14 protein-coding genes are annotated in these 13426 nt (G+C 56.7%); 7 read left to right on the forward strand and 7 right to left on the reverse strand.

Going from position 1 to position 13426, the window contains the following annotated elements:
• Positions 1-137 precede the first annotated feature (137 nt).
• The gene (locus FDK21_RS12330; protein ID WP_138148735.1) at positions 138-392 is read right to left on the reverse strand and encodes a hypothetical protein; all 255 of its coding nucleotides are present in this window, start codon (positions 390-392) and stop codon (positions 138-140) included.
• A 127-nt stretch (positions 393-519) separates the two neighbouring features.
• Between FDK21_RS12330 and FDK21_RS12335 the strand changes: the two genes are divergently transcribed.
• Both FDK21_RS12335 and FDK21_RS12340 read left to right on the forward strand, forming a co-directional pair.
• On the forward strand, positions 520-1449 hold the full coding sequence (locus FDK21_RS12335) for a LysR family transcriptional regulator (RefSeq protein WP_138148736.1): 930 nt from the start codon (positions 520-522) through the stop codon (positions 1447-1449).
• An 18-nt stretch (positions 1450-1467) separates the two neighbouring features.
• Positions 1468-2268, forward strand: a complete 801-nt coding sequence (locus FDK21_RS12340; protein ID WP_138148737.1) for a hypothetical protein — start codon at positions 1468-1470, stop codon at positions 2266-2268.
• Between the two features lie 22 nt (positions 2269-2290).
• Here the strand turns inward: FDK21_RS12340 and FDK21_RS12345 are convergent, their stop codons facing one another.
• The 3 genes from FDK21_RS12345 to soxR all read right to left on the reverse strand — a co-directional run bounded on the left by FDK21_RS12345 (position 2291) and on the right by soxR (position 4172).
• The gene (locus tag FDK21_RS12345) at positions 2291-2524 is read right to left on the reverse strand and encodes a hypothetical protein (protein WP_114009887.1); all 234 of its coding nucleotides are present in this window, start codon (positions 2522-2524) and stop codon (positions 2291-2293) included.
• 160 nt (positions 2525-2684) lie between these two features.
• A complete protein-coding gene (locus FDK21_RS12350; protein ID WP_246657567.1) occupies positions 2685-3581 on the reverse strand; it encodes a S49 family peptidase in 897 nt (298 codons plus the stop codon).
• Between the two features lie 99 nt (positions 3582-3680).
• A complete protein-coding gene (soxR, locus tag FDK21_RS12355; protein WP_114009886.1) occupies positions 3681-4172 on the reverse strand; it encodes a redox-sensitive transcriptional activator SoxR in 492 nt (163 codons plus the stop codon).
• 274 nt (positions 4173-4446) lie between these two features.
• Between soxR and FDK21_RS12360 the strand changes: the two genes are divergently transcribed.
• Both FDK21_RS12360 and FDK21_RS12365 read left to right on the forward strand, forming a co-directional pair.
• A complete protein-coding gene (locus tag FDK21_RS12360; protein ID WP_138148738.1) occupies positions 4447-4827 on the forward strand; it encodes a VOC family protein in 381 nt (126 codons plus the stop codon).
• A 200-nt stretch (positions 4828-5027) separates the two neighbouring features.
• A complete protein-coding gene (locus FDK21_RS12365) occupies positions 5028-6233 on the forward strand; it encodes an amidohydrolase (RefSeq protein ID WP_138148740.1) in 1206 nt (401 codons plus the stop codon).
• A gap of 12 nt (positions 6234-6245) precedes the next feature.
• Here the strand turns inward: FDK21_RS12365 and FDK21_RS12370 are convergent, their stop codons facing one another.
• Both FDK21_RS12370 and FDK21_RS12375 read right to left on the reverse strand, forming a co-directional pair.
• The gene (locus FDK21_RS12370) at positions 6246-7076 is read right to left on the reverse strand and encodes a methyltransferase (protein ID WP_138148742.1); all 831 of its coding nucleotides are present in this window, start codon (positions 7074-7076) and stop codon (positions 6246-6248) included.
• Positions 7077-7105: 29 nt separating this feature from the next.
• Positions 7106-7342, reverse strand: a complete 237-nt coding sequence (locus FDK21_RS12375) for a DUF2007 domain-containing protein (RefSeq protein WP_114009882.1) — start codon at positions 7340-7342, stop codon at positions 7106-7108.
• 301 nt (positions 7343-7643) lie between these two features.
• Here FDK21_RS12375 and FDK21_RS12380 point away from each other — a divergent pair, with 301 nt between their 5' ends.
• The 3 genes from FDK21_RS12380 (at position 7644) to FDK21_RS12390 (ending at position 12026) form a co-directional block, all read left to right on the forward strand.
• Positions 7644-8669, forward strand: coding sequence for a polyprenyl synthetase family protein (locus FDK21_RS12380; protein WP_138148744.1), 1026 nt, complete (start codon positions 7644-7646; stop codon positions 8667-8669).
• Between the two features lie 266 nt (positions 8670-8935).
• Positions 8936-10891, forward strand: coding sequence for a tetratricopeptide repeat protein (locus FDK21_RS12385; RefSeq protein ID WP_138148746.1), 1956 nt, complete (start codon positions 8936-8938; stop codon positions 10889-10891).
• Positions 10892-11141: 250 nt separating this feature from the next.
• Complete coding sequence (locus tag FDK21_RS12390; RefSeq protein WP_114009880.1) at positions 11142-12026, forward strand: 4-(cytidine 5'-diphospho)-2-C-methyl-D-erythritol kinase; 885 nt, start codon at positions 11142-11144, stop codon at positions 12024-12026.
• A 5-nt stretch (positions 12027-12031) separates the two neighbouring features.
• Here FDK21_RS12390 and FDK21_RS12395 read toward each other — a convergent pair whose 3' ends face one another.
• Complete coding sequence (locus FDK21_RS12395) at positions 12032-13384, reverse strand: DUF3422 domain-containing protein (RefSeq protein ID WP_171022065.1); 1353 nt, start codon at positions 13382-13384, stop codon at positions 12032-12034.
• Between the last annotated feature and the right edge of the window lie 42 nt (positions 13385-13426).

A 13426-nucleotide genomic window follows, 5' to 3' on the forward strand; every position in this document is an offset into this window, starting at 1 on the left:
CTTGCATTCGCATTACGTGTTTTGTTTCACTTTTGTTCTTCTCGACTTTGCCGAATGATTTGGAACATAGCAAGAACAATTTTCAAGTAATGGAGAAGGAAGAACGAGTGGGAGGGAGAAAAACAAGGCGCGCCTTGTTAGGCGCGCCAGAAAGGCTTGTTGACAAGCTTGAGGGCTGACTCTCGGGTCATGTTGAAATCCTCAAGCACTTCGGGCGGGAAGGTTCGCAGGTCACGGGCCATTTGCCGCCGTTCCCTGATTCTGTTCCACCAGAGCGCAATGAGCGCCATCGGGGTGCCGAGCCCGATATAGCGGACAGGGGCGCCCTTCATCATGCGGCGCAGTTCTTTATCGTCGATGCGGCGGAATGGACGCGTCGGGCGTGTATCCATATTTGGGGGGACTCCTTTTCTAGGTCGTTACTATGACGCCTTTTCGAAAGGAAAAAAATTGAATAATATGAACGGATCATGTGAGAAAAAGTGACATGACACCCGTTACATCCAGTTGGAGTATCTGATGGACAATCTGCCACCACTCGCATCCCTGATCGCCTTTGATGCGGTCTATCGCACAGGATCCGTCACCAAGGCAGCTTCGATGCTCGGACGGACGCATAGCGCGATCAGCAAACAACTGCATCAATTGCAGGATCATGCCGGGGTAACCATGTTCGAGAAAAGCGGCGCGGGCATCCAGCTCACACCGGATGGGCGGGCTTTTGCGCAAGTGGTTTCGGACAGTCTTGAGGACATGCGCAAGGCCTATCACAAGCTTTGCGGTGATGATGGCGCGCAGCGGATCACCATCAAGGTCAGTTCCACCTTTGCGCGGCTTTGGGCTGTGCCGACGGTCGCCCGCTTCAATATCGATCATCCGGAAATCGAGGTGCAAATCAAACTAACCACGGTTGAAAATGCAAGCAACGGTGATGGCGGGGTGGATCTGGTGCTGTCGTGGGATCGGTTGACAAGCCCCCTTGCGGAGCATCCCAACGCCATCTCGCTTGGCGATGTGCATATCGGCCCGGTTCTCTCACCGGTCTATGATCATGCCTATGACGGGGGGAGCCTCAGATTTCAAACCCGGATCAGCCGACGCGGCTTTGAGCAAGCCTGGGGAAAATGGTCGGAACTGAGTGGCATCGACATCGTGTCGTCGCATGAGACCATTTATGATCTGTCTGCCCTGTCCTATGAAGCGGCAGAGCGGGCAATGGGGGTGACGCTGGCACCGAAATTCCTCATTGAGCGGGAGTTGAAAGAAGGATCGCTGATCGCCCCCGCAGGCTTTGTCCTGTTTCGCGAGGGGCTCCTGGTCCGGCCTTCGAGAGAACGGCCACGACCGAGCAAGCATGCCATTGTTTTTCTCGACTGGCTTGAGGAAAATGGCCGTCTGGGCGATGACGGTTTCCTCGCCCCCACCATCGTCGAACCCCTCTGGGGATGAGCAACAAGGACAATATCCATGCAAATCACCCATCTGGAAGCCTTCAGTCTTGGCAAGGCCGAGGATGGCTATAGCGAAGATCGGCTGATCCGGACCGCACATCACTTTGGAGTGCTCGACGGCTCGCGTGGCCCGGGCTATGGCGAGGCGGATGTGATTACGGCAATCATGGATGACGCCGTGTCGATGATGGGAGCCGTGCCAAAAGACATCACACTCGAAGCTCTGGTCGAGGCCTTCACCGCCTTGGTGCGAGCGCGCAAGATCGAGGCTCGATTTGACGATCTGCGGCGAACGGGAGGCTTTGTCTTTTGCCTTTACTCTGCCCATCACCACGAAATCTGGCGGGTTGGCGACTGCAAGTTCCGCCTGCGGGGCGAAACGAATGCAAAATTCTGGCGGACAGAAGAATTGTGTGCTGAAACCCGGGCAATGATGATCCGTTCGATGCGATATGATGGCTTGTCAGAGGCGGAAATCATGGCGCATGAGGCGTATGACCAACTGATTGCAGCGCCGCTGTCCTGTGAGGCCAACTATCTGAACCGTGACGACGATGAGGCGGCCTTTGGGGCCATTATTGGCACTGCGGTGCCAGCGCCTTTCATCGAACGCTATCCGGCCCAGTCGGGGCGGCTGGTCATCACGTCCGATGGCTATCCGGCATTGTTTGACACCCTTGGGGACAGTGAGGCGCATTTGGCCGCCATGTTAACGCAAGATCCGCTTTGCATCGGCATCAACTTGCAATGCAAGGGCTTGGGACCCGGTAGGGTGTCATTTGATGACAGAAGCTATATCTCGGCAGATCTGGGATAAGCCTTTTGCTCCGCATGTCCGGTCACTTGCCGGAATTGCGCCCGTCTTTGCGTTCTTCGAACTCACCCGTATCGGGATCCATTTCCAGATCGATGATGTCGGCTTCGCGCTTTTCATGCTCGCGCTTCTTCACCAATTGTTCTTTCTGGCGTCGGACCAGGATTTCCTTGTTCTGCTCCCCCACCTTGGCCAACAGCTTGACCACAAGCCAGATGCTGCCAAGGGCCGACACCAACACCAGTATTTTGCCAATCACGTAATTTGTCTCCGCCGGAGGCCTTATGCGGCACCACTTGTTCTCTTGACACTTTTGTTTTTTGGGGCCGGTCGCTCATCCAAACAAAAAGCCCCCCTCGCCCATGCTTAGCATAGTGGGAGAGCGAGGCCAATTTCTTCTGATCGACGGGTTACGACATTCAGAGGCCAAGCCGCGACCAAAGAGCCCGTTCCTCCATGGCGCTGAGCATGGAATCGGCGGAGAGCCCCGCGGCAATGCGGTCAACGGGATCGCCCATTGCCAAGCCGATGCCGCCATTGCGACCACAGCCAAACCAGCCCGAAGGCGGCGCGATCAGCTTCAGTTTGGTTTTCTCGCCAAAGCGTTGCTTAACATAGGTGCTCATGTCGCCAAGGCCGTCAACAAGTCCATATTCCAGCGCCTTGTTGCCGGTCCAGAAAGCACCGGTAAACAGGACATCTTCGCTTTGCGTCAGCTTGTCGGCGCGACGGTCACGCACCATGTCCTTGAAGGTTTCAAACAGATCCTGCAACAAACCGTCGAGATGGGCGACATGGTCCTTGTTTTCCGGCTGGAATGGATCGAGCATGCCCTTTTGGGTGCCTGCGGTATAGATACGGCGTTCGATGCCAAGTTTCTCAATAGCCTCGACAAAGCCGAAGCCACCGGACACCACGCCAATGGAGCCGACAATCGAGCTGGGATCGGCGATGATCACATCGCCGGCAATGGCAATCATATAGCCACCGGACGCGGCAGCATCCTCACAAAAAACCAGCACTTCCTTGTCTTTTTCTTTCGCCAGTTGGCGAATGCGCTGGTAAATGAAGCGGCTTTGCACCGGCGAGCCACCGGGACTGTTGATCGAGATGGCAACAGCCGGGGCTTCCTTGACGGAAAAGGCCTTTTGCAACTGCCCCGCCACCGAGGCGAGGTTGAGCGTTGGGCGCATATGCTGCCCAGCGGCAATCGGTCCATGCATCCGAACGACCGGGATGACCGCAGCGTCTTCGGTGAAGGATTTCGGCAGCAGCTTGTTCGGCAGAACTTTACGGATGGTCTTTTTTACGCTCACGACAGACGTCCTCGGGTCATTGGTCCTGTCAGGCAAAGCCCGACGCTTGCTTAGTATCTAGGATGGTTGGCAGGGAATTTCCAGACTTAGCCGTGCTGATCAGGAATTCTCTTCAGATTGCGGTGCAAGATCCTTCACATCTGCGAACGAGTTGCCCATCACATAGCGGGGCCCCGCTCCCAGAGAAGCGGCAACATCGCCCTTGTTGTAGAGCTTGCATTTGTCGAGCGACAGGCAACCACAGCCAATGCAGCCATCCAGATTATCTCGCAGCTTGGTCAAGGTCTCGATCTGTTCCGTCAGATGATCCCGAAAGCTGCCACTGATGCGTTTCCAGTCCCTTGCCGTTGGCGTGCGATGGTTGGGAAGTCGGCCAAGCTCGTCGCGGATTTGCGGCAGGGTCAGACCGAATTGCTGAGCAAGACGGATGAAGGACAGGCGACGGATATCCGAGCGCAAAAAGCGCCGTTGGCCACCTGCATTGCGGGCCGGGTGAATGAGGCCTTCTCGCTCGTAATAGCGAATGGCGGAGATGGCAATGCCTGTGCGCTCTGCCAGCATTCCGATGGACATGACGTCACTTTTCTTCATTCCTTCCAGCTCCTTGTCATCTGGATCCTTTGCCCGTTCAAAAACATCAAACCCTTGGCTTAGCTCGATATTTCCCCGGAATGTAATTGGCCACAGCAGGCTTTTCAACAGCCCCAAGCAAAGGCTTGACCTGAAGTTAGGTTTAGCAATTAGGCTTACTGCAGGCAAACAAAAAGTTGAACCATTTCGAACCCAACAGGGCCTTCGTGCGTTGAAGGGTCAAGAGCAACGGAGCGCTTCTTGCAAGAGCGCTTGCTTGAAAGGATCTGACATAATGGCACCCGCATCTCTGGAACACGCGAACATCACTGTCGCCAATCTCGAGCGCAGCACGCAAATGCTGATCGATCTGTTCGGCTGGCATGTGCGCTGGAAAGGACCATCCAAGGATGGAGGCACAACCGCCCATGTCGGCTCGGACGATCAGTATATCGCGCTTTATTCCAAAGGGTCCGATAGCACCATGGACAACACCTACGAAACAATCGGTGGCCTTAATCATATCGGCGTTGTCGTCGAGGATCTTGATGCCATGGAAGCGAAGGTGAAGGCCCTTGGCTACCAGACCCACAATCATGGCGACTATGAGCCGGGACGCCGCTTCTATTTTGACGATCATGACGGCATTGAGTTCGAGCTGGTCCAATATGACTGATTGGCTTCACCCAATCGCCCAAATCAATCAAGAAAGGCCCTGAAAATGTCATTGCTCGACCTTTTGAAGTCCCTCCCCCTGCCGCGCTTGTCTTCTCTGGTCCCGATGCTTATGGTGGACACTCTCATCCGTCGCCATCATTGCAAATGTCAGCGATGACGCGCCTTTATCGCCATTGATCATCGGGACACTCTCCGGCCATGTCGTTTCAATTGAGCAACAGCATGCTCGACCAACTGGTCGACTTTCGTCACACCATCCATCGCCACCCGGATTTGCCGGGACTTGAAATCGGAACAGCCAACAGGGTCGAGGCAGCACTGACTGCTTTGTCACCTGACCGGCTCGTCACTGGTCTTGGCGCTTGGCAGGAACCAGACGGCAGTCAATGGGGTGGCACGGGCATTGCGGCTCTTTTTGACGGCGAGCACCCTGAAGACGGTCCCACGCTGCTCTTTCGGTGCGAATTGGACGGGTTGCCAATCAGCGAGCAGTCTGACGCGGCGCATCGGTCGGCGATTGATGGACAGGCTCATTCCTGCGGCCATGATGGCCATATGGCCATCATGCTTGGACTGGCAATGCGCCTTGCCACGAACAGGCCGGCGCGTGGCCGGGTGATCCTGCTGTTCCAACCAGCCGAGGAAACCGGCAAGGGTGCGCGCGCCGTTGCCAAGGATCCGGCCTTTCAGGCCTTGAAGCCGGACATGGCCTTCGCGCTGCATAATTTGCCGGGGCTTGGCCTTGGGACGGTGTGGTTGAAGGACGGCGCCATGTGTTGCGCATCGCGCGGCATGCGCATCGCGCTGGAAGGCAAGACATCGCATGCTTCTCTGCCACAAGACGGCATTTCGCCACTTGATGGAGTGATGAGGATTGTTGCCGGGCTGAAGGCTTTGTCCAATGGCCTTGATGAAGGCCAGCAGCTTGATGCGGATTTCAAGTTGGTCACCATCACCCATATCGAGATGGGGGAAGCCTGCTTTGGCGTTTCTCCCGCAAGGGCAGAGATTTGGGTGACCCTGCGCACGGTGACCGATGACGCCATGGCCGGTTTGGTGGAGGCAGCCCATTCCCTTGCCACTGAGACCGCCAAAGCGGAAGGCCTTGCCCTTACGATCAGCGAAGATGACGTCTTTGACGCCTGCACCAATGCCCCTGAAACCACCCAGATGGTGCGTCAGGCTTTGGAAGCGGAAGACATTCCCCATGCACACCAGCCGGACCCGATGCGTTTTTCAGAAGATTTTGGCATTTTTGGTCAGAGCCATCCGGCCACCCTGTTTTTGCTGGGGGCAGGCAAATCGCATCCGCAATTGCATAATCCGGATTACGATTTCCCGGACAGTTTGCTTTCAAGCGGCGTGCAGATTTTCGAGCGGATCATTCGCCAGACCCTTGGCTAACCCCTCCCCGTTTCAGGACAGATCAATCGCCGCTCCGTGGCGGTGCACCGCTTCGATGCGGGCGGCAGGCACGTCGCTGCCAGCATCATGCAGCGCGATGGTCGGCAACAGGCGGAAGGGGGCACGGGACTGTTTCTTGCCCTGAATGACAACCCGATGGGCTGCCTCTCCTTGCCGCGCGGAAAATGGCTGCACTGTGATATTGCCAAAGCGCCCCTGCATCAATTGCAGCAGTTCGGGCAACTCGTCAGCGCGCTGGACCACTGTGAAAGTGCCGCCTTTTTTCAGAATCGACACTGCCGTGCGGAACCATGGCTCCATCCCCTCATCGGTCAGCATATGGGCGGTTGCACGGGCCTCGTTGGGCGAAGTCTGAAAACGCTCCGGGCGATAATAGGGTGGATTGGCAATCACATGATGAGCCATATTTTCCCTCAGGCCAGCCACTATCCGGGCCTCTCCACGCAAGGCAACGTCGGCATTGATGACACTGCTTTCGGCCAGGTGTTCCGCACAGCGGGTCATGTTCGCCGCGGCAATGGCAGCGACCTCGGCTTCGAGTTCCACCGCCAACAGCTTGATCCCGCTGACGCGGGCAGCAACACAAAGTCCCGCCGCACCGATGCCAGAGCCCAGATCAACCACCACTTCCCCCGATTTGGCAGGGCAGCAGGCAGCCAGCAGAACCGCGTCGGTGCCTGAGCGATGGTGGCCCTTTTTCGGCTGCAGCAGATTGATCCGGCCACCGAGAAAGTCATCCTCACTGACCGCCAGATCCTCGGGCAGGGCGGCAGAGGCCAGATTGGGGCTGTCAGGCAGCAGAGGGGCCGGGCTTTGGGGCATGAGACAGAGCTTCTAATACGGGGTCACGGTCAGGAGGATTTCTTGGGGATTTCGGTTTCTGCGCCAAGGCCTGCATCTTCGAGCAGACGGCGGGCTTCGGCCTCGCGTTCCTCCTCGACCAGCAGACGGCGCGGCAGAATGCCGATCGAACCATCCATGATGCTCATATTGTGGTCGAGAGACTGATGCTCAATGCCCGCATCCCGCAACAAGGCTTCGGCAAAGGACAGGGTCACCATGTCATTGGTCTTGAGCAGCAATTTCATCGGAACGTTCCTTATTCCTGATCCAGGTCCAAGCAAACCATGCGTGGTCAAGATAGTGATTTGGTGTCGCGATGAAAAGAGGGCATCGTTCGGAAGGCCTGTCGGTGTCAATGCGATTCTGCTTGCCAACCGGACAGGCTGTTTGGTGACAAAAATGCCAATCCAACAACGCTTGGCCGGGGACTCAAGACCAATTGCCATTGAATTTGTGCGCATTGGCTCGCTTTTTCCTTGTCGTTATCGGGTCAGCCCCCTATTCTCGCCCCCGAATTTGACCCATACGAACATCTGGAGCCGCCGCGTGAGCGTTGTCCCTTCTCTGGACGAGACCAACAAGTCCCAAGCCAGCATTCAGCCTCTTATCGATCTTGTCAAAAGCGACATGGGTCGCGTCAATGATCTGATCCTCGAGAAAGCCGGCTCGGACGTTGAGATGATCCCCGAAGTCGCCAAGCATCTGATCGATTCCGGTGGCAAGCGCCTGCGCCCGATGTTGACGCTGGCTGCGGCCAATATGTGCGGCTATGGCGCAGACGAAATCGGCCATGTGAAGCTTGCTATGGCGGTGGAGTTCATGCATACAGCGACCCTGTTGCATGATGATGTGGTCGATGAAAGCGACATGCGCCGGGGCAAATTGGCCGCTCGCATGCTGTGGGGCAATCAGGCCAGTGTGCTGGTCGGTGACTTCCTGCTCGGTCAGGCCTTTCGGGTGATGGTCGATGTTGGCTCGCTCCGGGCGCTCGATGTGCTTTCGACGGCGGCCTGTGTGATCGCCGAAGGGGAAGTGTTGCAGCTATCTGTCGCGCAGAATATGGCCACGACCACCGAAGATTACATGAAAGTGATCGAATCCAAGACCGCCGCCCTGTTTGCCGCAGCCTGCGAAGTGGGGCCGATTTTGGCGGGCAGCGGAGAAGACAAGATCATCGCCATGCGCGCCTATGGCATGGAGCTGGGCAATGCCTTCCAATTGATCGACGATGCGCTGGATTATGGTGGTTCGGCGGCTGCTTTGGGTAAGAATGTCGGGGATGATTTCCGTGAAGGCAAGATCACCCTGCCGGTGATCAAGGCCTATGAACGGGGCGATGCAGAAGAGCAGGCTTTCTGGAAACGGGTCATGGAAGAGCGCAAGGATGTCACCGACGGCGCGCTCGATTTTGCCATGGGTTTGTTGAAGAAAAGCAATGCCTTGGAAGACACGCTGGAGCAGGCCCGCAATCATGGGGCCGCCGCGATCAAGGCACTCGATGCCTTTGAGGACGGGCCGATCAAGTCTGCCCTGATCGATGCGGTCGAGTTCTGCATTTCCCGAGCACACTGATCGAGACCTTGAACGGACACGCCTCTTTGTGGCCGAGCATCTCAAACATTCCAGCCAATAAACACCGCCCGCGAGGCGGTGTTTTGCCATCTATTTTCACGATTGGTTGATCCTTCTGGCAATCTGGTTTCAGGGGATCGAATTTATCCGAATTTCCCGCCCGACAGGGCTTGCCCGTCAGCCCTAAAAAAGCCATTCTGCATTCCTAGAAAACAGGCAGCATCCATTATTGTTCCGTCAAAGTCTTAGACATCAAGGCCATTTATATGAAGCATCCACGTCGTTCGTCCCTGTTCCGCCAATTTCTGCTTGCCGGCATTTGTGGCCTTGCATTGCTCAGCAATCCTGCTTCTGGCCGGGCTGCGCAGCAGGCAATGACCGAGTTGACAGAGACGCTGGCCGACCTTCCGGTCACGCTGACGGGAAGCTATCTTTCAGCCCGCATCGCCCAGCAGGATCAGGATCTGGGCCTCGCCGCGCACTTCTTCGCACAGGCCATGGAGTTGGATCCGACCAATCCTCTGCTGTTAGAGCGAAATTTTGCCCTGACACTGGCCACCGGGCAGCATGACCTTGCCTTCAAACTGGCCGACCGGATGGAAGAAATCACCGCGCGGGAAGCGGCCAACCTGCCTGACAAGACGCAGACAGAGTCCAAAAAGGATGATCAAGGCGACGCTCCCTCTTCCATCTTTACCGGATCGGAAGCGGAATATCGGATCAAACCGATGATCTCGATGGCGCTCGGTGTCAAGGCGCTGAAGGGAAAGAACTATGCCAGTGCCGTGAAGAGCTTTGGTGATGGCCTTGACGTGATGCAAAATCACCCGGTTGATCTGCTTGGCCCCGCCCCTTTTCGGCGCTCTTTGAACAATCCGCGGCTCTTTAGTGCGTCGGCGCAATTTGGTCCCTTTGCGGTGATTTCCCAGACTGTCTTGAAAGCCTGGTCACTGATCGGCCAGGATCGGGCAAACCTTGACGCAGCGCTCGCTCTTCTCGACACGGTCGATGAGGGCCAGGTCAATCAGTTCTTCTTCTCGATGCATTCCGGCCTGATTGCTGCCTATGCCAAAGATTATGAAAAGGCAGCCCAGCATTTGCAGCAAAGCCTTGATGCGGACCCCAATTCGCCAATCACTGCCTATGCGCTGATCAACAGCCTGCTGAAGGGTGGCAATACCGAACGCGCAACGGAGGTTTTGGCGGAATTTGACCAGAGCGCAGCCGATGAAGCGGACAAGGACTGGATTCGAAGTGCCTTTGCCGAAATGAAACCCGCGGCCAGCATGGTCCGCACGCCGCAGGATGGCGCCGCGGAACTGTTCGGCACGCTGGGTGATGCTCTTGCGCAAGAGAACGCGATTGAGGGCGGTGCGCTGTATCTGCAGTTTTCGGACTTTCTGCGCGCAGATTTCGACCGCACTGAATATGCTTTGGCTCGACTGCACGAGCGGATGAAACAGGATACCGTTGCGCTTGAGCATTATGATCAGGTCACAGCCAAAAGCCCGATCCATCGCCGTGCCGTGCGTCAGTCCGGGTTCGTGCTGACCCGCCTGAAGCGCCCGGAAGATGCGATCGAGCGGCTGAACGGCTTGCTGGCGGGCGATGCATCCGATCTGGAAACCGTGTCCGTACTCTCGCGCGTCTATCAGTCCGAAGATCGCTATCGCGATGCCATCAAGGTGCTGAGCGCCGGCATCGACAGCATCAAAAGCTTACGGGACTTTCATTGGTCTCTCTTCTTCCTGCGTGGCTCGGCCTATGATCAGGTCAAGGACTGGGACAACACGGAAAAGGACATGCAAAAGGCCCTCGAGCTTTTTCCAAACCAGCCCACCGTGCTGAATTATCTCGGCTATAGCTGGGTGGATCGCGGCCTCAATCTGGATCAGGCAATCGAGATGATCCGGCAAGCCGTGGCCTTGCGTCCTTATGATGGTTTCTTTGTCGATTCCCTCGGCTGGGCGCACTTCCGCCTGTCGCAGTTTGAAGAAGCCGTGAAGTTTCTTGAGCGTGCGGTTGAGCTGCGCCCGGAGGATCCAACCATCACCGACCATCTGGGCGATGCCTACTGGATGACCGGCCGCAAGAACGAAGCGCGGTTCCAGTGGCAGCGGGTCAAGACCATGTCTCCGAAGCCGGAATTGCTGGTGCAGGTGGAGAATAAAATCGCCAATGGCCTTGATGAAGGCAAACTGCCAGAAGTGAAAAAGAACTGACATCTGCCTAGAGCAATGCCCGATCAAGCCGATCCCTTTGCGGGGTCGGCTTTTTTTTCGACATCAGAGAAAGACGAACGGTTGTCATGGCGCCGATCATAGCCTTACACTGATGACAAAGAGACACACTGCTTCGCCGATGATTTGGCTGAAAATTCAGCGAACCCGTCGCACTGCAAACTGTCCAATAGCAATTTCCATCTGCACCGCATGGCCCATAGGCCTGAAGACACGGGGGGACAAGGCAAGGATGAGTGTTCAATCAACGAAACAAGCAAAACTTGTTCTGGACGCCCCGGCCAAGGTCAACCTGACGCTGCATATCACTGGACAAAGGGAAGATGGCTATCATCTGCTCGATTCTCTGGTGGTGTTTGGCGGCGCTTCGGATCGACTGGTTTTTGAACCATCAGGGCATCTTCATCTCTCGGTCGTGGGTCCCTTCGCCGAAGGGCTGCGGCAAGAACCGGACAATCTGATTGTCCGAGCCGCCCGTCTTTTGGCCAAGGAGTTGAAGCTGCCGGCACAAGCAGCCCTGACGCTGGAAAAACGGCTGCCGATATCCTCTGGCATTGGGGGGGGGTCGTCGGATGCAGCAGCGGCTCTGCTTGGTCTACTGCGCCTTTGGGAGCGGACCATCAAGGATGACAAGTTGCGGGCCATCGCGTTGAGCTTGGGGGCCGATGTACCGATGTGTCTGGAAGGCAGCTGCCTCAGGGCCGAAGGAATCGGCGATGAGATGCAACCCGGCCCCCGGATGCCACGAGACCTTGGTCTGGTATTGATCAATCCACGGGTGCCGATTTCGACGCCTAGTATTTTCAAACGTCTGAAGCGCAAGGATAATTCTCCGATGGGCCCTGTGCCATCGGCTTTCCTGTCTGCCAAAGCGCTGGCGGATTGGCTGTCAGACCAACGCAACGACCTCGAAATGTCGGCGATGGAGCAGGCCCCGATCATCGAGACGGTGCTACAAGCCCTCAATGACGACGGGGATTGTTTGTTCGCCCGGATGTCCGGGTCTGGTGCAACCTGCTTTGGGTTGTTCGCCAGCGTCAAGCATGCGGAATATGCCGCCCGCCGTCTGTCCTTCACCCATCCCAACTGGTGGGTGAGCCATGGAGGCGTTCAGTGACGCCGTCATTGGGTCTTGTCGATTTTGCCATTCGGCTCGCGGATCAGTCTCTTTTTCAAGCGATGCATGCCAGTCCAGACCAAAAGCACCACAGGGATGACAAGCGCGGCTGACAGCATGGTTTTGCTCACGGGCAGCATCTTGGTCAGAGGCGCCAGCAAATAGCTCAACAGGCTGACTGCATAATAGGAAATGGCAACGACCGAGATACCTTCGACCGTCTCCTGCAAACGGGCCTGCTGGGCGGCTCTTGTATCCATTTTCGCAAGCAGATTGCGGTTCTGTTCAGCCGTGGTGACCGACACGCGGGTACTGAGCAAATCGGCAGCGTGGGCCGTGCGGTCAGAGATGTCTTCCAATTGGGCATGGGCGGAATGGCAAGTGCGCATGCTGGGGCTATAGCGACGTTTCATGAACTCCGCGAACATTTGCCGTCCAAGGATCCGCTCTTCACGCAGCAGCTCGATGCGCTGCCTGACCAATGTCTCATAGGCCCGTGCAGCGCTGAAGCGGAAAGATGAGCGGGCCGACAGCAAAGCCAGATCGGACGAGATATGCAGCAATTCCTCAAGGCTCTCACCAGCGTCGCGCTGCTTGGCACTCATGGCCTCGACCGTCTCTGACAGCGACTGGTTCAACCGTCCCAACTGGCCCAGAATGTGGCGCGCGACGGGCAGCGTCAGCATTGACATGGCGCGATAGGTTTCAATTTCAAGCATCCGCTGCATGGCACGGCCGGTCCGACCCGGACCAATACCGCCATTTGCCAGCATGGCGATCCGCATATGACCGTCTTTGTCGGTGGTGAAGTCCGCGGCGATGGCGGCGGATTGATCGGTGACGAAAGCAGCGGAATATGTCGCGTTGACCCCGAACCAGTCTTCCGCCCGTTCAGACAGATGGGCATCAAGGGCTGTCTCATCCGGCACCAGATCAATCCGGGCAGTCACAGAACTGATGATCTTGCCGTCAAAGGCGTTGAGCCATTCAGCCGCAAAATGGCGATGGAGAAAATGGGCAAAGTTGTCTTCATGCTCAACCGCCTTGCAACCGAAAAGGGTGTAGGTGGCGAACTCTGAATGATGCTCCCATTTGAGCACCATATCCCCCAAATCGGCGGAGTGATAGACGGCGTCTTCATCCGGAGGGGCGGCACCAAATCGCGCCAAAAAGGCTGTCAATTGCCTGCGGGACAGATCGGCCGTGTGGCTGCCATCCTGTTCCGGCTTCAAGGCGATATAGGCAAGCCGACAAGGGGCTTTCAACCGCAAAAATGGCCGGGCATGCAGTTCATCGATCATTGGCTCGCGCAGGGAATGCTGCCAATTGCGCTCACCCTGTTGGATCTTTCCGGTCATCTTGGCACTCCCCTCCCTGCACTTGCAAGCCATGCTCACCCT

The sequence above is a fragment of the Cohaesibacter sp. CAU 1516 genome (assembly GCF_005771485.1).
In the GTDB taxonomy this organism is placed as follows: domain Bacteria; phylum Pseudomonadota; class Alphaproteobacteria; order Rhizobiales; family Cohaesibacteraceae; genus Cohaesibacter; species Cohaesibacter intestini.

What these genes read in the sequence shown, in the direction of transcription:
- FDK21_RS12330 (WP_138148735.1), bottom strand. Translation starts at nt 392, where the DNA reads ATGGATACACGCCCGACGCGTCCATTCCGCCGCATCGACGATAAAGAA.
- FDK21_RS12335 (WP_138148736.1), top strand. Translation starts at nt 520, where the DNA reads ATGGACAATCTGCCACCACTCGCATCCCTGATCGCCTTTGATGCGGTC.
- FDK21_RS12340 (WP_138148737.1), top strand. Translation starts at nt 1,468, where the DNA reads ATGCAAATCACCCATCTGGAAGCCTTCAGTCTTGGCAAGGCCGAGGAT.
- soxR (WP_114009886.1), bottom strand. Translation starts at nt 4,172, where the DNA reads ATGAAGAAAAGTGACGTCATGTCCATCGGAATGCTGGCAGAGCGCACA.
- FDK21_RS12360 (WP_138148738.1), top strand. Translation starts at nt 4,447, where the DNA reads ATGGCACCCGCATCTCTGGAACACGCGAACATCACTGTCGCCAATCTC.
- FDK21_RS12365 (WP_138148740.1), top strand. Translation starts at nt 5,028, where the DNA reads ATGTCGTTTCAATTGAGCAACAGCATGCTCGACCAACTGGTCGACTTT.
- FDK21_RS12370 (WP_138148742.1), bottom strand. Translation starts at nt 7,076, where the DNA reads ATGCCCCAAAGCCCGGCCCCTCTGCTGCCTGACAGCCCCAATCTGGCC.
- FDK21_RS12375 (WP_114009882.1), bottom strand. Translation starts at nt 7,342, where the DNA reads ATGAAATTGCTGCTCAAGACCAATGACATGGTGACCCTGTCCTTTGCC.
- FDK21_RS12385 (WP_138148746.1), top strand. Translation starts at nt 8,936, where the DNA reads ATGAAGCATCCACGTCGTTCGTCCCTGTTCCGCCAATTTCTGCTTGCC.
- FDK21_RS12390 (WP_114009880.1), top strand. Translation starts at nt 11,142, where the DNA reads ATGAGTGTTCAATCAACGAAACAAGCAAAACTTGTTCTGGACGCCCCG.
- FDK21_RS12395 (WP_171022065.1), bottom strand. Translation starts at nt 13,384, where the DNA reads ATGACCGGAAAGATCCAACAGGGTGAGCGCAATTGGCAGCATTCCCTG.